This window comes from Novosphingobium sp. 1529, from assembly GCF_040544855.1.
Classification (GTDB): domain Bacteria; phylum Pseudomonadota; class Alphaproteobacteria; order Sphingomonadales; family Sphingomonadaceae; genus Novosphingobium; species Novosphingobium capsulatum.
On the sequence record NZ_JBEPKW010000001.1, the window covers coordinates 454,141 to 473,589 of the forward strand.

Annotated in this window: 16 protein-coding genes; 12 read left to right on the forward strand and 4 right to left on the reverse strand. The window is 64.8% G+C overall.

Annotated elements, in window-relative coordinates:
• Positions 1–10: 10 nt before the first annotated feature.
• The 4 genes from ABIC78_RS02080 (at position 11) to ABIC78_RS02095 (ending at position 8,227) form a co-directional block, all read left to right on the forward strand.
• Positions 11–2,419 carry a TonB-dependent receptor gene (locus tag ABIC78_RS02080; protein WP_354487532.1) on the forward strand — a complete coding sequence of 803 codons (2,409 nt, stop codon included), beginning with the start codon at positions 11–13 and terminating at the stop codon, positions 2,417–2,419.
• Positions 2,420–2,583: 164 nt separating this feature from the next.
• Positions 2,584–4,788 carry a PQQ-dependent dehydrogenase, methanol/ethanol family gene (locus ABIC78_RS02085; RefSeq protein ID WP_354487534.1) on the forward strand — a complete coding sequence of 735 codons (2,205 nt, stop codon included), beginning with the start codon at positions 2,584–2,586 and terminating at the stop codon, positions 4,786–4,788.
• A 2-nt stretch (positions 4,789–4,790) separates the two neighbouring features.
• The gene (locus ABIC78_RS02090; protein WP_354487536.1) at positions 4,791–6,158 is read left to right on the forward strand and encodes an amino acid permease; all 1,368 of its coding nucleotides are present in this window, start codon (positions 4,791–4,793) and stop codon (positions 6,156–6,158) included.
• A 218-nt stretch (positions 6,159–6,376) separates the two neighbouring features.
• A complete protein-coding gene (locus tag ABIC78_RS02095; RefSeq protein ID WP_354487538.1) occupies positions 6,377–8,227 on the forward strand; it encodes a DUF885 domain-containing protein in 1,851 nt (616 codons plus the stop codon).
• A 69-nt stretch (positions 8,228–8,296) separates the two neighbouring features.
• Here the strand turns inward: ABIC78_RS02095 and ABIC78_RS02100 are convergent, their stop codons facing one another.
• From ABIC78_RS02100 to ABIC78_RS02115, 4 genes are read right to left on the reverse strand one after another with little or no spacing between them, the layout of a single operon-like run.
• Positions 8,297–9,187, reverse strand: coding sequence for an MBL fold metallo-hydrolase (locus ABIC78_RS02100; protein WP_171793448.1), 891 nt, complete (start codon positions 9,185–9,187; stop codon positions 8,297–8,299).
• A gap of 32 nt (positions 9,188–9,219) precedes the next feature.
• Positions 9,220–9,969 (reverse strand): SDR family NAD(P)-dependent oxidoreductase, encoded by a 750-nt coding sequence (locus ABIC78_RS02105; RefSeq protein WP_168353308.1) that lies wholly within the window; start codon positions 9,967–9,969, stop codon positions 9,220–9,222.
• Complete coding sequence (locus tag ABIC78_RS02110; protein WP_354487541.1) at positions 9,969–11,594, reverse strand: FAD-binding oxidoreductase; 1,626 nt, start codon at positions 11,592–11,594, stop codon at positions 9,969–9,971. The genes ABIC78_RS02105 and ABIC78_RS02110 overlap by 1 nt, the downstream gene beginning before the upstream one ends.
• A complete protein-coding gene (locus tag ABIC78_RS02115) occupies positions 11,591–11,953 on the reverse strand; it encodes a c-type cytochrome (protein ID WP_245652528.1) in 363 nt (120 codons plus the stop codon). Before ABIC78_RS02115 ends, ABIC78_RS02110 begins: the two co-directional genes overlap by 4 nt.
• Before the next feature lie 197 nt (positions 11,954–12,150).
• Here ABIC78_RS02115 and ABIC78_RS02120 point away from each other — a divergent pair, with 197 nt between their 5' ends.
• The 8 genes from ABIC78_RS02120 to ABIC78_RS02155 all read left to right on the forward strand — a co-directional run bounded on the left by ABIC78_RS02120 (position 12,151) and on the right by ABIC78_RS02155 (position 19,429).
• A complete protein-coding gene (locus tag ABIC78_RS02120; RefSeq protein ID WP_062785705.1) occupies positions 12,151–13,059 on the forward strand; it encodes a LysR family transcriptional regulator in 909 nt (302 codons plus the stop codon).
• A gap of 100 nt (positions 13,060–13,159) precedes the next feature.
• Positions 13,160–14,275 carry an FAD-dependent oxidoreductase gene (locus tag ABIC78_RS02125; RefSeq protein WP_054130351.1) on the forward strand — a complete coding sequence of 372 codons (1,116 nt, stop codon included), beginning with the start codon at positions 13,160–13,162 and terminating at the stop codon, positions 14,273–14,275.
• A gap of 34 nt (positions 14,276–14,309) precedes the next feature.
• Complete coding sequence (locus ABIC78_RS02130) at positions 14,310–15,212, forward strand: VOC family protein (protein ID WP_022675207.1); 903 nt, start codon at positions 14,310–14,312, stop codon at positions 15,210–15,212.
• Positions 15,213–15,217: 5 nt separating this feature from the next.
• Entirely contained in the window at positions 15,218–16,375 is a 1,158-nt protein-coding gene (locus ABIC78_RS02135; RefSeq protein WP_171795882.1) for an alpha/beta hydrolase family protein, read from the forward strand.
• Between the two features lie 83 nt (positions 16,376–16,458).
• On the forward strand, positions 16,459–17,238 hold the full coding sequence (locus ABIC78_RS02140) for a cyclase family protein (protein ID WP_171794591.1): 780 nt from the start codon (positions 16,459–16,461) through the stop codon (positions 17,236–17,238).
• A gap of 5 nt (positions 17,239–17,243) precedes the next feature.
• Entirely contained in the window at positions 17,244–18,227 is a 984-nt protein-coding gene (locus ABIC78_RS02145; protein ID WP_354487545.1) for a fumarylacetoacetate hydrolase family protein, read from the forward strand.
• 255 nt (positions 18,228–18,482) lie between these two features.
• Complete coding sequence (locus tag ABIC78_RS02150; RefSeq protein WP_022675202.1) at positions 18,483–18,845, forward strand: WYL domain-containing protein; 363 nt, start codon at positions 18,483–18,485, stop codon at positions 18,843–18,845.
• A 215-nt stretch (positions 18,846–19,060) separates the two neighbouring features.
• A complete protein-coding gene (locus ABIC78_RS02155; protein WP_354487548.1) occupies positions 19,061–19,429 on the forward strand; it encodes a PRC-barrel domain-containing protein in 369 nt (122 codons plus the stop codon).
• Positions 19,430–19,449 lie beyond the last annotated feature (20 nt).

Here is a 19,449-nt window from a genome sequence, read left to right on the forward strand (position 1 = left end):
CATCCGCATCATGGCGCTGGCCGCCACGGCGCTGATCCCCGGCCTGGCCCAGGCCCAGGCGCCCGCCCCGGCCGAAACCGCCGCCGCCCCGCAAACCGACAACGGCACGGGCGACATCGTGGTGACGGCACAACGCCGCGAGCAGAAGCTCAATGACGTGGGCATCGCCGTCTCGGTCATTTCCGCCAAGGACTTGCGCGCGCTCAACATTAACAATGCCACCGATATCGTGCGCGCGATCCCCAACCTGAAATACAACGCCTATGGCTCGAGCCAGGTGGTGTTCAACATTCGCGGCGTGTCGCAGAACGACTATGGCGACCAGCAGGAACCGCCGGTTGCCGTCTATCAGGACGACAGCTACGCGGCCTCGATCACCACCGCCGGCTTCCCGATCTTTGACCTGGCCCGCACCGAGGCGCTGCGCGGGCCACAGGGCACCCTGTTTGGTCGCAATGCCACCGGCGGCGCGGTGCAGTTCATTTCCAACCAGCCGAGTCACGAATTCGGCGGCTATCTCTCTGCCACCACCGGTAGCTTCAACCAGTCGATCTTCGAAGGCGCGGTCACCGGCGGGCTGACCCAGACGCTCTCGGCCCGTGTTTCGGGCGTGTATGATCGCGATTCCGGCTATATCAAGAACCTGCTGCCCGGCGGGGCCAATCTGGGCGCCAACAACCATTGGGCCACGCGCGGCATACTGCAGTGGGACCCGACCAGCGATTTCCGCGCCCGCCTGACGGTGCGCTATACCCAGGCCGATCACGAACGCCAGGCTGGCGTCTATACCCTGACCCCGGCTTGCCCCAATGCGCAGTTCCAGGGCGAATTCCTGGCCGCCAACCAGGTCTGCGACTATTGGAACAACTATGGCGGCACGTCGTACAATGGCGGCGTGCCCGGCTCGGTCGCCAATGGCTATGCCAACCCGGCGATCACCGCCACCCAGGGCGGCAACCCGTGGCAGACCTACAGCGCGGGCGAAAACTATGTGAACCGCAAGCAGTTTGCCGCCACGCTGCGCCTGGAAGCCAAGCTGGGCGCGTTCGACGTCACGTCGATTACCGATTACCAGAACCTCGCCAAGTTCTATATCGAGAGCGATGATGGCGTGCCGGGCCTGCCCTATGTGGAAGGGGCTGCACTGCCGCCGTTCACCACTGGCCCCTGCGCCAGCGCGCCCAGCGTCACCTGCTATGCCTCGGGCACGATCTTCTATCAGCGCGCCCGAACCCAGCAGATCACGCAGGAACTGCGCGCCGCCACCCATTTCGGCAACAACTACCTGACCATGGGCGCGTTCGGCATGCTGCTGACCGGCAACTATGGCGCCAAGTATGCCACGCCGTTCGACCAATACGATCCCACCGTGCAGTTCTACCAGCGCACCAAGTCCTTCGCGGTCTTTGCGCAGGACGAATACAAGTTCGACGATCACTGGAAGCTGATCTTGGGCGCCCGCTACTGGCGCGACAGCAAGCTGGCCTGGTATCGCGCGGCAGAGGCGATTTCGGGCCTTACTGTCAACTGGGGCCCCAGCGGCATCAACTTCTTCGATCCCACCGGCGCGGCCCAAGCCAGCGGCATCACGGTCACGCCAGCGGCCGCCTCACCCACCTATGACGGGGTGACCGCGCGCGCCGAGCTGGATTACAAGCCCGGCCCCGATACGCTGCTCTATGCCAGCTACAACCGTGGCTCCAAGTCGGGCGGGTTCACCTTCTCCACCGGCACACCGTTCCCCGGCCAGGCCCTGATCGATACGCTCAACAACATCCCCTACCGGCCCGAGACGCTCAACGACTATGAAGTGGGCCTCAAGACCAAGATCGGCCGCAACATCCAGTTCAACCTTGCGGCGTTCTACTATGATTACAAGAACTACCAGGCCTATGTTCAGGTCGGTTATACGCAGCTGGTGCGCAACCTGCCGGCCACGATCAAGGGCGTGGAAGCCGAACTGACGGCCCACCCGATCGAAGGCTTCACGCTCCAGGCCTCGGCCGCGGTGCAAGACAGCAAGGTCAAGAACGTGCTGCTGCCTGATGGCGTCACGCTCGTGAACCACGATCTGCCGCAGGCGCCGGGCTTTTCCGGCAACGCCCTGGTCCGCTATGAATTCGGCATGGGCGGCGCGCGCATCTCGCTGCAGGGTGACGCGCTCTATACGGGCAAGTTCTGCTTCTCGGTGCTCTGCGCGCCAGACGAGCGCGAAGGCGCCTATCACGTGGAAAATGCCCGCATCGGCGTGATCCCGGCGGGCGGCAAGCTGGAGCTGGCGTTCTTCGTCAACAACCTGTTCAACCGGGTCTATCGCTCCTACGCCTTCGACGGCTCGCTCTATTGGGGCGATGCGCTGAGCGTCTATGGCAAGCCGCGCACCTGGGGCCTGACCGCCCGGATCAACTTCGGCAACTGACCCATGCCCGGGCCGAACCTGTGACGGGTTCGGCCCGGGTTTCCGACAAGACATGATGACGGCCATGGCGCATCCGGGCCACGTGGGGCGGCGAGGCGATTGCAGCTGTGGATAGACTGTGATCTATCTTGCCAAGTTCCCTGCCCCACCGGAAAGTGAGGCCCATGAAGACCCTGCGCCAGGCTGTCCTGATCCTGCTTGCCTCTGCCGCCATGGGCGGCGGTACCCTGATGCTCAACGCCTGCACCAGCGCCCGGGCTGATACGCCGAATACGGGGGCAGACCGCGCCGCAGCGCCGATGGCCGGGGCCGAATGGCCGCTGACCGGGGGTGATACGGCGGGCACCTGGTATTCCGCGCTTACCGATATCAACGAAACCAACGCCGCCTCGCTGGGCTATGCCTGGTCTTACGACATGGGCACCGAACGCGGGCAGGAGGCCACGCCCCTGGTGGTCGGCGGGGTGATGTATACCTCTGGGGTGTGGGGCAATGTTTATGCCCTCGACGCCGCCACTGGCGCGCTGCTCTGGCAATACGATCCCGAAGTGGATGGGCAGTGGGGCCGCAATGCCTGCTGCGACGTGGTCAACCGTGGGGTCGCCTATCGCGATGGCACGGTCTTTGTCGCGTCGGAAGACGGGCGGCTGCACGCGATCGATGCCAAGACCGGCAAGGCCCGCTGGATTGCCGATACCATCATCAACCACAAGCAGCCCTATGCCTCTACCGGCGCGGTGATCCTGACCAAGGATGCCGTGGTGATCGGCAATGCCGGGGCCGATATCGGCGATGGCGACCTGCGCGGCTATATCTCGGCCTGGGATATCAAGACCGGTGCGTTCAAATGGCGCTTCTTCACCGTGCCGCCCGCACCCGGGCAGCCGTTCGAGCATCCCGAACTGGCCATGGCGGCCAAATCGTGGGGGCCCAACCGCGATGGCCGCACCCAGAACGGCGGCACGGTGTGGGACGGGCTGTCCTACGATCCGGAAACCGACCAGATCGTGTTCGGCACCGGCAACGCCTCGCCCTATCTGCGTTCGGCCGACGGGGTGCGGCATGATGATCTGTTCAACGCCTCGATCATCGCGGTCAATGCCCAGAGCGGGCGGATGAACTGGTACTACCAGACGACGCCGGGTGACGAATGGGACTATGATGCGGTCCAGAAGTTCGTCTTTGCCAACCTGACCATCGCCGGCCAGCCCCGCCGCGTGGTGATGCAGGCCTGCAAGAACGGCTTTTTCTACACGCTGGACCTGAAAACGGGCAAACTTCTGTCGGCTGATCCGTTCACCTATGTGAACTGGGCCAAGGGCGTGGACCTTGCCACCGGGCGGCCGCTGGTTACCGAGCATGCCGACTATTCGAAAAGCCCGAAGAACGTCTATCCTTCGTGGGCCGGCGGGCACACCTGGAACCCGATGTCGTTCAGCCCGCAGACCGGGCTCGTCTATATTCCCGCGATCGATGCCGGCAACGTGCTGCTCAACATGAAGGCCAACGGCGGCTCGCTCACCCATCTCGAAGGTTTCTTCTCGTCGGACGGGATTTTCCCCGACGATCTCTATGACCCCGCCGCGCTCAAGCGCGTGTTCGGGCCGCTGCCGGCCAAGGACGATCTGCAGAAAGAGCGCCCTGGCGTGAAGCTGGTGCGCGAGGTGCTGCGCGCGTGGGATCCGGTGGCCAGGAAGGTGGTGTGGGAACGCGTTACCTCGCAAGGGGTGCGCGGCTATGACGGTGGGGTGCTGAGCACGGCGGGCAACCTGGTGTTCCAGGGACGCGGCGATGGCAGCTTGTGGATCTATAACGCGCGCACCGGCGCGCCGATCAAGACCATCCAGACCGGCAGCCACATCATGGCCGCGCCGATGACCTACAAGATCGGCGGCGTGCAATATGTGGCGGTCCAGGCCGGCTATGGCGGATCGGGCATCACGTTCCCGATCCCACCATCGAGCGCGGCCTATGCCAACCGCAATGCCAACCGCATCCTGGTGTTCAAGCTGGGCGGTAGCGCGGTGCTGATGCCCGACAAGCGCGAGGTTCCGCCCTATCTGCCGCCGCCGCCGCTCAAGGCCAGCCCGGCGCTGATCGCCCGGGGCGAGGACAAGTTCACCGAGAACTGTTCGCGCTGCCACGTGCTGGGCACGCCCGGTGTCACGCCCGATCTATCGCGCCTGCCGCCCGAAGTGCATGCCAGCTTCAACGATATCGTCCTGAAAGGCGCGCTGGCGCCGATGGGTATGGCCCGGTTCGATGATGTGGTGACAAAGGCCGATGTCGAGGCCATCCATGCCTATCTGATCGACCAGCAGCGCCAGGGCTACCAGGCGCAACAGTCTGCCAAGAAAGCGAGCCACTGACCATGTCTGCATCTCCCCCCGGCGAAGCGCTGGCCCATTCGTTGAAGCCGCGCCATGTCGCCATGATTTCGATCGGGGGCATCATCGGCGCCGGGATCTTCGTGGGATCGAGCGCCGCGATCCACATTGCCGGGCCGGCCGTGCTGCTGACCTATGCGCTGTGCGGCGCGCTGGTCTTCGTGATCATGCGCATGCTGGGCGAGATGGCCATGGCGCGCCCGGGCGTAGGCTCGTTCACGGGCTATGCCGCGCTGGGCCTTGGCCCCTGGGCCGGGTTCACCACGGCCTGGCTCTATTACTATTTCTGGGTGATCACCATCGCGGTGGAGGCGATTGCCGGCGCCAACATGCTGATGCCGTTCATTCCCCTGCCGATGTGGGCGCTGGCCGCGCTGCTGATCGCCGCGATGACGCTGGTCAACCTGTTCTCGGTCAAGACCTATGGCGAGTTCGAGTTCTGGTTTGCCTCGCTCAAGGTCATCACGATCATCGGGTTCATGGCCCTCGGCCTTGCTTATATCTTCGGCTTCGGACCAGGCCTGGCACGGCTGACGGCCGGCTTTGCCAGCCATGGCGGCGCCTTTCCCATGGGGCTGGGCGCGGCGTTCACCGCCATTCCGGTGGTGATCTTTTCGATGATGGGTTCGGAAGTGGCGACCATCGCCGCCGTGGAAACCGAAGACCCGGCGCGCAACATCGTGCGCGCGGCGCGCACCGTCACCTTGCGCATCATGTTCTTCTACATCGGCTCGATCGCGGTGATCCTGGCGATCCTGCCCTGGGCCGACGTGATTTCGGGCAAGTCACCGTTCGTGGCGGCGCTGTCGATCATCAAGGTGCCCGGCGCGGAAGCGGTGATCGGTGCGGTGATCTTTACCGCGATCGTCTCCTGCCTCAATTCGGCGATCTACGTAACCTCGCGCATGCTGTTTGAAATGGCGCAGCGTGGCGATGCCCCGGCAGCGTTCGGGCGGGTTTCGCCGCGGCGTGTCCCGGCGCTGGGCATCATCGTTTCGGGCGTCGCCGGCTTTGCCGTGGTGCTGTCTTCGGTATTTTCGCCCGATGCGCTGTTCACCTTCCTGCTGCAATCGTCGGGCGCGACGATCCTGTGCGTCTATCTGCTGATTTCCCTGAGCCAGATCGCCCTGCGCCGCCGGCTTGATGCTGCGGGAGAGCACCTGACCGTCAAGGTCTGGGCGTTTCCTGTGATTTCGTGGACGGCAGTGGGCGGGATTATCGCCGTGTTGGTGATGATGGCGATGATGCCCGATCAACGCCTGCAGGTTGCGCTGAGCCTGGCGGTCTTTGCCGCCTGCGTCAGCGCCCATTTCCTGTGCCGGCAGCGCGCCCGCAACGCCCAGGTCGCCTGATCGCGAGACCCATCGTTGGCCGATCGCAACCAGGGCGATATCCCGTTTGCGATCGGCCAACGACATGCTGGGATCGACCAGCGTCTTTGCTTTCAACCGCAACCATCCGCTATCGCGCGAAGGTGGTTGCCATTGCTGTGGCAGCCCTTCCCCCCCGCTGCCGCGCCCGGCGCCCCCCTCAATACGGGCGCGGCAGCCACTTTGTAACGGACTTGCCGATGAACCGCCGCCACATCCTCAAGGCCGGCGCCGCCAGCGCCGGGCTGGCCGCCCTGTCGAGCCTGGGCACTGCCCGCGCCGCAACCACCGCTTCCACCATGCCTGCCAACGATGCGGCTTCCAGTTCCGGCGAAGACCGGCGGCTCAATGCCCTGTTCGACAGCATGCTGGCCGATCAGCTGGCGCATTCGCCCGAAATGGCCACCGGCCTGGGCGTGGACAGCGGCGCCCACGCTGGCGCCAAGGCGCGCCTCGATGATCGCTCGCTCCACGCGTGGGAAGATGCCAAGGCCCGCACCGCGCGCGATCTGGCCGCCCTGCGCAAGATCGATGCCGCCAAGCTGACCGGCAACAACCGCTGGAACTATGCCAGCATCCTCTATTCCACCCAGCTCAACGATACGATGAACCGCACGTTTGCCACGGTCGGTTCGCCTTATGTCGTCACGCAGTTGACCGGCTGCTATCAGCAGATCCCCGATTTCCTCGATAGCCAGCACACGATCGCCAATGCGGCCGATGCCGATGCCTATCTTTCGCGGCTGGATGCCTTTGCCACCGCGATCGACCAGGACAGCGCCGCCGTGCGCCACGACGTGGCCGCCGGCGTGGTGCCGCCCGATTTCATCCTGGCCAAGGCGCTCACCCAGCTCAAGGCGCTGCGCGACGTGCCGGCGGCGCAGTCCAACATGGTGTCGTCGATCGTCCACCGCACGGCGGAGCAGCACATCCCCGGCCAGTGGCAGGCCCGCGCCGAAGCCATCGTGGCCAAGCGCGTGCAGCCCGCGCTCGATCGCCAGATCGCGCTGATGGAAAGCCTGCAGCCCAAGGCGGTGCACACCGCGGGCGTTGCCCGCTTGCCCAAGGGCGAGGAACTCTATCGCCTGTCGCTGCAGAGCTATACCACCAGCGACATGGCGCCGGAGGAAATCCACCGCACCGGCCTGGAACTGATCGCGCAGCAAAGCGCGCAGGCCGATGCCATCCTCAAGAGCCAGGGCTATACCCAGGGCACCGTGGGCCAGCGCCTGCGCGCGCTCTATGACGATCCCAAGTTCCGCTATCCCAATACCGACGAAGGCAAGGACAAGCTGCTGGCCGACCTCAACCGCCAGGTCGAGGCGATGGAAGCGCGCCTGCCGCAGTATTTCGGCACCCTGCCCAAGACCAAGCTGGACATCCGCCGCGTGCCCAAGGCCACCGAGGCTGGCGCGCCGGGCGGCTATTACCAGAATGGCTCGCTCGACGGGACGCGCCCGGGCGCCTATTACATCAACCTGCGCGACACCGCCGAAGTACCGAGCTGGACGCTGCCCACGCTGACCTATCACGAAGGCGTGCCGGGCCACCATCTGCAGCTCTCGCTGGCCCAGGAAGCCGGCCTGCCGACGCTGCGCAAGATCCAGTTCTTTTCCGGCTATGGCGAAGGCTGGGCGCTCTATGCCGAACAGCTGGCGGTAGAAATGGGCGTTTATGAAAACGACCCGCTCGGCCATGTCGGCCAGCTGCACGACAGCATCTTCCGCGCCGTGCGCCTGGTGGTGGACAGCGGCATGCACGCCAAGGGCTGGAGCCGCGAACAGGCGGTGAAGTTCTATACCGACACGATCGGCGATCCCGAAACCATGGCGATCACCGAAGTCGAGCGCTATTGCGTGTGGCCTGGCCAGGCGTGCAGCTACATGCTGGGCAAGCTCGACTGGCTGCGCCTGCGTACCAAGGCGCGCGCGGCGCTGGGCAGCAAGTTCGATATCCGCACATTCCACGATGCCGGCCTGCTGCCCGGCGCAATGCCGCTGCCAGTGCTGGACCAGTGCATCGACGGCTATATCGCCGCGGCGCTGGCCTGATCAGGCTGGGCAGATCGGGATAAATAGGGCCCCGGACATGATCCGGGGCCCTACGCTCCGCCGCCCCCGTCACTCATCCCACGGCGGAATTTCCCCTGCACCCACCTTGCTCGACGTGCCGAGCAGGAACCCGCCATAGACCTCGGTCGCGTCGGGATAGGCCTTGTTCATTGCCGCAGCGATCTCTGCCGACGAATGGCTGGCGGCACGCGCGGCCACGAACGTCTTGATATAGTCGCGCGTCCAGCCGATCGCGCCATTGTCGTTGGCCGCGCCGGGGTGGCGATGCCCGGCAATCACCGTCACCGGATGCAGCGCATCAAGGCGGTCGAGCGTGGCGAGCCAGGCCGCATAGCGCGCCGGCGTATGTTCACCCAGCCACACGTGCACGCCATTGTAGAGCACGTCTCCCGCCACCAGGGTGCGCGCCTGGGCATCCCACACCACGGTCGAATCAACATGATCGCCCTGCATCGGCCCCAGCACCTGCAGCCGGTGCCCGTCCAGGTCGATGCTGTCGCCGGTCATCGCCAACGGTTGCACGGCGCGATGGGGCGCGTTGGTGCCCAGTTGCCCGCTCCAGCGCTTGAACTTGATCGGGATGGACCGGGCCATATCGCGCGCCGCCACCGGATTGGCCACGATCTGCGCATCGGGAAAGGCATCGGCCAGCACATCCAGCCCGAAGAAGTGATCGGGATGATCGTGCGTGATCACGATGGTCTGCAGATGCTTGCCGCTATCAAGCACGGCAGCAGCGACGCGATAGGCATCGGACCGGGCAAACGGCACATCGACCAAGACCGCGTTCTTGTCTCCCTTGATCAGAGTGACATTGGCAAACATGCTGATCGGGCCGGTGGGAATGACCTCGTATTGCAGCGGTTTTTCCGCTGATTGGGCCAGGGCCGGTGTCGCGCCCAGCAGCGCTGCGGCCAACATGAACATAGGCATCTTCATGATAGAGGTCTCCTTCCACGCGCGGACGTTTTTCAATGCGCCGTCTGCCCGCCATCGATCACGAACAGCGCGCCGTTGCAGAAGCTGGCGGCATCGGAACACAGGTGCAGCACGGTGCCGGCCACTTCCTCGGGCGCGCCGGCCCGGCCCGATACGTTGTGGGCAAAGAACGCCTGCCTGAAATCGTCGCTATCGAGCCAGGCCTGCGTCATCGGTGTGGCGATGAAACCGGGCGCGATGGCGTTGATGCGGATATGGCGCGCCGAATATTCCACCGCCGCCGCCTTGGTCAGGCCCACCACCGCGTGCTTGGCGGCAACATAGTGCGCCATGTTGGGATCGGCGACGAGCCCGGCGACCGAGGCGGTGTTGACGATCGCCCCACCGCCGATGCTGAGGAAATGGCGGATCTGCGCCTGCATGGCATAGAATACGCCCTTGATATCGACATCAAAGATCAGGTCGAGGTTTTCGGGCGGCACTTCATGGAAGGGCAGCGGCGGCGGCAGCACGCCGGCGTTGTTGAACGCCATGTCGAGCGAACCATAGGTATCGAGCGCCAAGGCCACGAGATCGGCATGGACACGCGCATTGCGCACGTCAGCCTTGCGGAAGGTGGCGCGGCCACCGGCATCGACGATGGCTTGCGCGATCCGGGCCGCATCCTCGTTCCAGTCGCCGATCACCACGGCGGCCCCTTCGCGGGCAAAGGCGGCGGCGGTGGCCGCGCCGATGCCAGTGGCGCCGCCGGTGATCACCACGGTCTTTCCGGTAAAACGCATCAGATGATCCCCGATTTGCCAGGCGCGAGAATCCCGTTGGGATCGATCGCGTGCTTGAGCGTTGCGTTGAAGCGGCGGTTCACCTCGCCATATTGCTGCGCCACCAGGTCCATCGAATTGACCCCGGTGCGATAACTGGCCCAGCCCTGTGCGCCAAAGCGCACCACCAATTCCTTGTAGCAGTCATCGGCGCGCTGGTGCTCGGCCGCATCGGCCTTGTCGAACAGCAGGGCGATGATGTGGTGCAGGTCGCGCCAGCCGATCGCGTAGGCGGCGGTATAGTCGAAGCCGTGGCGCGACACGATTTCGCGCGCCAGCGCCGTCTGCCGTTGTGCCTCCACCCCGCGCGCTGCGGCCACTGGCGCAAACCAGGCCAGGCCCCCACCCGATCCGCGCCAGCGCAACAGGCCGATCTCGTCGAGGTTGAGGCCACCTTGCATCAGGGTCTGGTGGTGGTGGAACCAGGGGTTGTCGCCCATTTCGGCCGCCGTCAGCACTTCGCCGCCGCTGGCAGTGAGGCTGGCGCGGATGATCGGCTCTACCCCCGCGATCGTCTGGTCGGTGCCATAGAGCGCGAAATAGGTGTTCCACATGCCCAGCCCGTTGGCCTTGGCCGCTTTCTTGACGCTGTCATCGTCGAGCGGGGCGCCATCGGGCACGATCTCGTTGCGCCGCTTGAACATGGCGAGCTGGTAGCTTGCGCTCATCATCAGGTTGCAGTTGGCCACCAGGTTCGACACGCGCAGCGGGCGCATCGCCTCGATGATGCGGGGCACGTCGGCCATGTCGCCATGGCGCACCATGAACGGCTTGTAGACCGGCGGCCTGGGCATCAGCCACATGCCCATCTTGGTAACGATGCCAAAGTTGGATTGGGTGAACAGCCCGTCGAGATAGGGGCCATAGCCCCACTTGAACGCCTGCCAGGCCGTGCTGCCCTTGATGCTGCCCATGCCGGTGCGCATCACCTCGCCACTGGGCAACACCACTTCCATGCCGCACTGGAACATGAAGTGTTCGCCATAGGGCGTGTATCCCACCCCGCGATCGAGCGTATTGCCTACCGGCGAGGCGATCGGACCGACCGTGGGCACATCGATCCACAGCGGGATCTTGTTCTCGTCGAGATAGTCCTTGAGCTGCTGATATGTGACGCCCGGCTCCAGCAGGCAGGTGCCAAGCTCGGCATCAACCTCCAGAATGCGGTTCATCCGCTTGAGATCGAGCACAACCTGCCCCGGCGTGGCCGGAGACGTCATGCCATAGCCCATGTTCTTGCCGGTCGAGACGGTCCACAGCGGCTGGCGATACTGGTTGGCGATGCGCACGATCGCCTGCACTTCTTCCAGCGATTGCGGGCAGACCGCACCCACCGGTTTGTAGCGGTGGGCCGGATCGGGGATATAGGCCTTTTCATAGGGGGCCACGGCGTCTTCATCGCCGAACACCCATTCTGCCCCGACGACTCCGCGAAAGGCCTTCATCGCGCCGGTAAAGTCCGCCATGCTGCGTCCCGGGGCGAGCGGTGACGGGCTGGCGGCACTGGCCCCGGTGCCCAGGCCGATGCTGGCAGCACCGACCAGGCCGGCGCCCAGCAGGCCACGGCGATCGAGATCCAGGCTCATTGTCCGTGCTCCTCCTTGCGGGCCGGGCTTTGCGAAACCCATTGCGACAGGGCATCGAGTTCGGCGGGGGTAATTTCGGTGGGGCGGAACGCCGGCATCGCGTTTTGCCCATGGCGCACGATATAGCGGACAGCCTCGGCCGGCAGGCCACGCCCCAGGATGATCGGGCCCACGTTGCGGCCATGGCAATAGCCGCAAACCTTGGCATAGACCTGTTCCGGGCTACGCTGGGGCAAGACTTTACCCAGTGCCTGGCGCACGGGTAGAGCCACAGCCGGAGCGCCTCCTTGCTGGGCAAGCGCGGGCGTCGCCGGCAGCGGCAGGGCAGCCGCCAGCATGATCAGCATGGACCTTGTCATCATCCCCTCTTGTCTGCCGGGCCGCGCGTTTGTGCCTGCGCGTGCCTTGCCCTTTAGGGTGTATCCCCCGCCCCGCCCGCGCGCCACGGCCAGCGGCAGCCAGCGTTTCACGCGGTGAAAACAGCGCGCACAACGCAGACAGGGCAATCGATCCACGCTATGGATCGATCTTCCCTCAAACTATCGACGAATGGCAGATGCGCTTCAAAGGTCTCGATCTCAACCTTCTGGCCGCATTCGACGTGCTGCTGGAAAGCCGCAGCGTTTCGGCCGCCGCACGGCAGATGAACCTGAGCCAGCCGGCGATGAGCGCGGCGCTGACCCGCCTGCGCGAATACTTTGCCGACGAGCTGCTGGTGGTTCAGGGCAAGCGCATGTACCCAACCGCCTTTGCCGAGGCGCTGGTGCCACAGGTGCGCGATACTCTGCGCTCGGTCGAGGCGATGCTGGCGGCCTCCAACCGGTTTGATCCGGCGACCACGCAGCGCACGTTCCGCCTTGTGGCGTCGGATTATGTCGTCACCGCCGTGCTTGCCCCCCTGCTGCAGGCCTTGCCGCGCCTGGCGCCTGGCCTGCGCATCGAACTGGTGCTGCCCAGCGACGCTGCCCATACCGAACTGCGCGAGGGACGCGCCGACCTGCTGATCGCGCCGGAGCAATTCATCCTGTCGGACCATCCCAGCGAATTGCTGTGCGAGGAACGCCACGTGGTGATCGGCTCCAGCCACAACGCCGCCTTTGCCGATGGCGGCCCCAGCCTGGAGGCATTTCTGACCGCCGGCCATGTATCGGTGCGGATCGGCGCCTTGCGCGATCATGCCTTTGCCGATCGCCAGCTCAACCAGATGGGACTGGAACGCCGGATCGAGATCGAGGTGCCTTCGTTCAGCACGATCCCGTGGGTATTGATGGACACGCAGCGCCTGGCGGTTATTCAGGAGCGGCTGGCCCGCCGCCTGATCGCGGCCTTTCCGCTGGCGATGGCGCCGCTGCCGTTCGCGTTTCAGCCGATGCGCGAAATGGTGCAATATCACCGCACGCGCAGCAGCGACGAGGGGCTGCGCTGGCTGATGGCCCGCCTGCGCGAAGTGGCCTATCGCAGTTGATCCATTCCATGGATGGATGACGATCAAAACAATCTAGTATCCAAATTCGTATTCACCCCTAGGATGCAGGTCATAACCAGCCCTTGGGGAGAGACCTGACGTGCAAGACTTGCCCGTGCTTGTGGTGGGCGCCGGAATCGGCGGCCTTTCCGCCGCCATCGCGCTGCGCCGCGCCGGCCACCGTGTCACCGTGATTGAAAAAGACCCGACCTGGTCGGTCTATGGCGTGGGCATCATCCAGCAGTCCAACGTGGTGCGGGCGATGGAACAGCTGGGCGTGCTCGATGCCTTCCTCGATGCCGCCTGCGGATTTGACGCGGTGGAAATCTATGTGCCCGATGGCACCCGCGTGGCGCGCGTGCCCACCCCGTCGCTGGTCGAAGGACGCCCGTCGAACGTGGGCATTGGCCGCCGCGCGCTGCAGAAGGTGCTGGGCGACAGCGCCCGCGAACTGGGCGCCGACATCCGCCTGGGCCTGACGGTCACCGCGCTGGACGAAGCCGATGATGGCGTGGACGTGACGCTGTCCGACGGCAGCACCGCGCGCTATGCCGTGGTGATCGGCGCCGACGGCGTCTATTCGCAGACCCGCCAGATGATCCTGCCCGATGCGGAAAAGCCGCAGTTCACGGGCCAGGCGGTGTGGCGCTACAACTTCCCCCGCCCGGCCGATCTCGATGCGCTGCACGTCTACAACGGCCGCATCGGCATTGGCCTGGTGCCGGTATCGCGCGACACGATCTACATGTACGTCACCACGCCCGAGCCGGACAACCCGCGCTATCCGCGCGAGGGGCTGGCCGCTGCGATGCGCGGCAAGCTGGTTGGCGCCGCGCCGCAGATCCAGGCCCTCGCCAGCCAGATCACCGATGATGACGGCGTGGTCTATCGTCCGCTGGAAGGCATGATGATCCATGGCCCCTGGCACAAGGGCCACGTGGTTCTGCTGGGCGATGCCGTCCACGCCACGACCCCGCACCTGGGCCAGGGTGCCGGTATGGCGATCGAGGATGCCCTGGTGCTGGCCGAGGAACTGACCGCGGCCGACAGCGTGGAAGAGGCGTTCAGCGCCTATCGCGCCCGGCGCTATGAACGCTGCCGCTATATCGTCGAAAGCTCGCTCGCCATCTGCATGGGCCAGTTGGGCAAGGGCCCGCCGATCGACAACCACAAGGCCACGGCTGAGATGTTTGCCATGGTCGCCCAACCGATCTGATCTTTTTTGCCTTCTTGCCAAGGATTGCCAAGCGATGAGCCGAGTGACCGAAATCCGCTATGTCGGATATGGCGTCGAAAACTATGACGCCGAACGCGCCTTTTACGCCGATGACTGGGGCCTGGACGAAGTGGCCGCCACCGATGACATGGTGTGGTTCAAGGCCCAGGGCCATGACGAACACCACGTCGTGCGCCTGCACAAGGCCGAGGTGAACCACGTCGAAGTGATCGCCTTTGCCGCCGACACCCCGGCCGATGTGGACGCGCTGCACGACAAGATCATCGCTGCCGGCTGCAAGGTGATCCATGCCCCTGCCACGATGGATGCGCCGGGTGGCGGCTATGGCTTCCGCTTCTTCTCGCCCGATGGCCTGCCGTTCGAGATTTCGGCCGATGTCGCCCGTGGCGACAAGCGCACGCTCGCGCATTGGGAAGGCGTGCCGGTCAAGATCAGCCACATCGTCATGCACTCGCCCGATCACCAGGCGATGGTCAAGTTCTTTACCGATGTGCTAGGCTTCAAGGTCTCTGACTGGCTGGGCGATTTCATGTGCTTCCTGCGCTGCAACGAAGCCCACCACCGCGTTGCCATCCTGCCTGGGCCGCCCTGCCTTAACCACGTGGCCTATGACATGCTCTCGGTGGACGACATGATGCGCGGCGCCAGCCGCCTCAAGAAGCGCGGCACCGATCTGCGCTGGGGCCCGGGCCGCCACACCGCCGGCAACAACACCTTCAGCTATTTCACCACGCCCGCCGGCTTTGCCGTGGAATACACCGCAGACCTGGACCAGGTCGATTTCGAAACGCACGAGGCCCAGGTCCATGTGCCGGCGCCCTCGATCATGGACCAGTGGGGCATTGGCGTGGGCGGCCCGCAGACCATGCCGCATCCGGCGCCCGACGCGCGCCTGTTCCAGCCGGCCGGGGTTTGATCGTCATGGCGCTGTTTGAATACTTTCCGAACTACATCTGGAACCTGTCGGTTGCCATCGCGATGGAATCGGGTGGCCGCATCGGCGAAATCGTCGACATGTGCCAGCCGATCAAGGACGCGGCGGCCAACGGTGCCGACGCCGGCACGCCGCAGTTCATGAAGGCCTGGGTCGCCATGGGCGACAAGCTGCTGGAACTGGCTGGCGAGGACGAAGCCAAGGGTCGCATGCTCTCGGCCTCGACCAAGCTGGAACGCGCCTCGCTCTATCTGTTCACCGCAGAGCGCATGCAGGGCCATGGCGCGCCGGGGCGCAAGGAAACCTATGCCAAGGCGCGCGCGGCGTTCGACAAGTCGACCCAGCTGGGCAAGATCAACCGCGAACGCGTGGAAATCCCGCTGGAAAACGGCACGATGCCGGCCCTGTTCACCCGCGCGCCGGGCGAAGGGGCAAAGCCGGTAGTGGTGTTCTGCAACGGCCTCGATAGCTGCAAGGAACTGCTCTACTGGACCAATCTGCCGACCGAACTGGCACGCCGCGGCATTTCCACGCTTTGCGTCGACCAGCCCGGCTCGGGCGAAACGCTGCGCCTGCAAGACCTGCCGGTCGATCCGCATTCGGAAAGCTGGGCTTCGCGGGCGGTGGACTGGCTGGAACAGCAGCCCGAAGTCGATCCCAAGGCGATCGGCATGACCGGCATTTCGCTGGGCGGGCACTTTGCCCCGCGCGCGGTTGCCTATGAACCGCGCTTTGCCTCGGGCGCGGTGTGGGGTGCCAACCACAACTGGCGCGAAGTGCAGGACAAGCGCATGGCACGCGAGGGCGAAAACCCCGTGCCACACTATTGGGCACACGTGCACTGGGCATTCGGCGCCAAGGACCAGGACGATTTCCTCGCCAAGTCCGAAGCGATGAACCTCAACGGCCACATGGATCGCATCACGGTGCCTTTCCTGGTCACCCACGGGGCCAACGATCGCCAGATCAGCGTGGCCTATGCCGATGATCTCTATGACCAGCTGGTCAATTCGCCGCGCCGCGAAAAGGTGATCTTCACCCCGCGCGAAGGTGGCGTGGAGCATGTCGGGGCCGACAACATGTCGTATGGCCGCGATCTGCTGGCCGATTGGTTTGCCGAAACCCTGGGCGGTCATACCGCCTGATACGCTACGCCTGACAAGACCAAGATGCCGGCGGCGCGCACCTTCGTGCTTGCCGCCGGCATCGCCAAGAGAGGATCCCCCCGATGGCCCGCCGTTTCATCGACCTGTCGATCACCCTGTGCAACGACGTGGTCAGCGACCCACCGTTCATGCGCCCCGAGATCACCTATCAGACCCACCCCGACACCGTGGGCGAACTGGGCCATTTCTTTCCCGGCGTGACGCAGGAAGATACCATCGATGGCGCGGGCTTTGCCGCAGCGGAATGGGTCAAGCTCACCACGCACAACGGCACGCATCTTGATGCGCCGTGGCATTTCCACCCCACCATGGACGGCGGCAAGCGCGCCATCACCATCGATGAAGTGCCGCTCGAATGGTGCTTCCAACCCGGGGTCAAGCTGGATTTCCGGCACTTTCCCGATGGCTATGTGGTCACCGCGCAAGACGTGGAAGACGAACTCGCCCGCATCGGCCACGATCTGCAGCCGCTCGACATCGTGCTGGTCAACACGGCCGCCGGTGGCGCCCTGGGGCGCCCGGATTTCGTCAACGTGGGCTGCGGCATGGGCTATGAGGCGACGATGTACCTGACCAGGCGCGGCGTGAAGGTGACCGGCACCGACGCCTGGAGCTGGGACGCGCCGTTCAGCTATACTGCGGAAAAGGTCAAGGAAACCGGCGATACCTCGCTGATCTGGGAAGGCCACAAGGCGGGGCGCGACATCGGCTATTGCCACCTGGAAAAGCTGCACAACCTGGAAAGCCTGCCGCCGCACGGGTTCATTGTCAGCTGTTTCCCGCACAAGATCCAGGGCGCATCGGCCGGATGGACCCGCGCCGTCGCGATCATCGAGGAGTGACCGCGATGCGCCTGGCAACCTTGCGCAATGGCACGCCCGATGGGCAGCTGGTGGTCGTCTGCGCCGCTGCCGCCCGCTATCTGCCTGCCGGCCCTGCCCTGCCCAACCTGCTGACCGCGATCGAGAACTGGGGCAGCGCGGAAGCCACGCTGGCCGCGCTCGCCAGCGAGCTGGCCGATGGCGCCGGTCTGCCGCTCGATCCCGCGCAACTCGCCGCGCCGCTGCCGCGCAGCTGGCAATGGCTCGATGGTTCGGCCTTTGGCACGCATGGTGACCTGATGCAGGTGGCCTTCAACATGCCGCCGATCGAAACCGATCTGCCCCTGATGTACCAGGGCCTGTCGGACCGTTTCTATGGCCCGACTGATCCGGTGCCCTTTGCCGATCCTGCCCATGGCATCGATTTCGAAGGCGAATTTGGCGTGATCGTGGACGCGGTGCCGATGGGCACCAGCGCGCGCGACGCCGCCGCACACATCAAGCTGGTGGTGCAGATCAATGACTGGTCGTTGCGCACGCTGGCCCCGATCGAGATGAAGACCGGGTTCGGCTGGGTCCAGGCCAAGCCGGCGTGCAGCATGGCGCCCTTTGCCGTGCCGCCGGCCGCGCTGGGTCAAGGCTGGCATGACAATCGCGTCGCGCTGGACCTGGTGGTGGATTGGAACGGAGCACCGTTCGGTCACGCCAATGGCCGCGCCATGGATTTCAGTTTTGCCGAACTGGTGGCCCATGCCGCCCGGACGCGCGATCTGGTCGCCGGCACGGTGATCGGATCGGGCACGGTATCGAACCCGGAATATGCCACGGTGGGATCGAGCTGCATTTCCGAACGCCGCGCGATCGAGATCATCGCCGCTGGCAAGCCAGCCACCGCCTTCATGGCGATCGGTGATCGCGTGCGGATGGAAGCGCGCGCCGCCGATGGCAGCACCCCGTTTGGCGCGATTGACCAGCAGGTGGTGCAAGCCTCCCTCCCCGCCGCATGCTGAGCGATATCTGAAAAGTTGGCGGGGCGAAGTGCGGCGCCCCGCCAAAAGTTCAGGGAGATCAGGACGGCAGCCAGCCATCCGCAAGCGGGCAGAGGGTCATGCCCGTTGCTCGATCGGTTTATTGATAATGGATATCAATTGCAAGAGCAAAATATGCGCGTTGCCCTGCGCCTGTTTCGTTTTGGAATTTGTGGCGCGCCCTGCGCAACCGTTCACACGATTGCCCTGAACCCGCGATTATCCTAGTGTGTTGCGATGCAGCAGAATCAGAATTCCTCGGGAACCCCCGAAACGGCGGATAGCGCGCCCGATATCGAGCAGTCGGTGCACATGCTGGGCTTTGCCATCGCCAACAAGCTGTGCGTCCGCGCGGTCTATAATCGCGGCAACGTGACACTGGCGCCGCATGCCCTGTTCGAACGCCACGGCGCGCCGCACATCGATGCCGTGGTGCACGATCGCGACGGCGTGGCCCCGGCCGAGGAAAAGCTCGGCACGTTCCGCCTCTCGGGCCTGCGCGATGTGATCCTGACGTCCGAGCCGGCCAAGGTCTTTGCCGGGTTCGATCCGGCCGACGAACGCTATGGTGAAAAGCTGCTCGCCGCCATCGCGGTCTGAGCACGCTTTCCCCCTTTTCAACCATAATGGGCGGGCATCCTTGGTGATGGCCGCCCATTCTTTTTGCGCGCCTGCCGCGCCGCCTGACGCTGCATCCTTGCATGGATCAGTATGCCGCTCTGCCCGGCGCAAGGGGGGCACGGCCTGCCCCTCGCACCGGCCCCATCGTATCGGCCGGGCAGTTGATGGCGTAAACCTCTATGCAGGAGAGCGCCATGTCTGACAGCATTGCCACCGATGAAACCACCCGCCTGATCGCCTCAAACAAGGTGGACGGCACGGCCGTCTATAACCCCGATGGCGAGCGTCTCGGCTCGATCCACAACTTCATGGTCAACAAGCGCACCGGCACCGTCGAGTATGCCGTGCTGCAATTCGGCGGTATTCTGGGCTTTGGCAGCGATTATTACCCGCTGCCCTGGAACACGCTGAACTATGATAGCGGCCAGGGCGGCTACGTCGTCAACCTGAGCCGCGAAACCCTGGAATCCGCCCCGCACTACCAGGCCACCGAAGAACCGGTCCATGACATGGACTATGGCCGCCGGGTCCATTCGCACTACGGCGTGTCCTACCCCTACTGATCGCGTCATACCGCCCAGGT

Excerpts from the sequence above, each read along its gene's own strand:
- ABIC78_RS02080 (WP_354487532.1), top strand. The coding sequence starts at position 11 with ATGGCGCTGGCCGCCACGGCGCTGATCCCCGGCCTGGCCCAGGCCCAG.
- ABIC78_RS02085 (WP_354487534.1), top strand. The coding sequence starts at position 2,584 with ATGAAGACCCTGCGCCAGGCTGTCCTGATCCTGCTTGCCTCTGCCGCC.
- ABIC78_RS02090 (WP_354487536.1), top strand. The coding sequence starts at position 4,791 with ATGTCTGCATCTCCCCCCGGCGAAGCGCTGGCCCATTCGTTGAAGCCG.
- ABIC78_RS02095 (WP_354487538.1), top strand. The coding sequence starts at position 6,377 with ATGAACCGCCGCCACATCCTCAAGGCCGGCGCCGCCAGCGCCGGGCTG.
- ABIC78_RS02100 (WP_171793448.1), bottom strand. The coding sequence starts at position 9,187 with ATGAAGATGCCTATGTTCATGTTGGCCGCAGCGCTGCTGGGCGCGACA.
- ABIC78_RS02105 (WP_168353308.1), bottom strand. The coding sequence starts at position 9,969 with ATGCGTTTTACCGGAAAGACCGTGGTGATCACCGGCGGCGCCACTGGC.
- ABIC78_RS02110 (WP_354487541.1), bottom strand. The coding sequence starts at position 11,594 with ATGAGCCTGGATCTCGATCGCCGTGGCCTGCTGGGCGCCGGCCTGGTC.
- ABIC78_RS02115 (WP_245652528.1), bottom strand. The coding sequence starts at position 11,953 with ATGACAAGGTCCATGCTGATCATGCTGGCGGCTGCCCTGCCGCTGCCG.
- ABIC78_RS02120 (WP_062785705.1), top strand. The coding sequence starts at position 12,151 with ATGCGCTTCAAAGGTCTCGATCTCAACCTTCTGGCCGCATTCGACGTG.
- ABIC78_RS02130 (WP_022675207.1), top strand. The coding sequence starts at position 14,310 with ATGAGCCGAGTGACCGAAATCCGCTATGTCGGATATGGCGTCGAAAAC.
- ABIC78_RS02135 (WP_171795882.1), top strand. The coding sequence starts at position 15,218 with ATGGCGCTGTTTGAATACTTTCCGAACTACATCTGGAACCTGTCGGTT.
- ABIC78_RS02140 (WP_171794591.1), top strand. The coding sequence starts at position 16,459 with ATGGCCCGCCGTTTCATCGACCTGTCGATCACCCTGTGCAACGACGTG.
- ABIC78_RS02145 (WP_354487545.1), top strand. The coding sequence starts at position 17,244 with ATGCGCCTGGCAACCTTGCGCAATGGCACGCCCGATGGGCAGCTGGTG.
- ABIC78_RS02150 (WP_022675202.1), top strand. The coding sequence starts at position 18,483 with ATGCAGCAGAATCAGAATTCCTCGGGAACCCCCGAAACGGCGGATAGC.
- ABIC78_RS02155 (WP_354487548.1), top strand. The coding sequence starts at position 19,061 with ATGTCTGACAGCATTGCCACCGATGAAACCACCCGCCTGATCGCCTCA.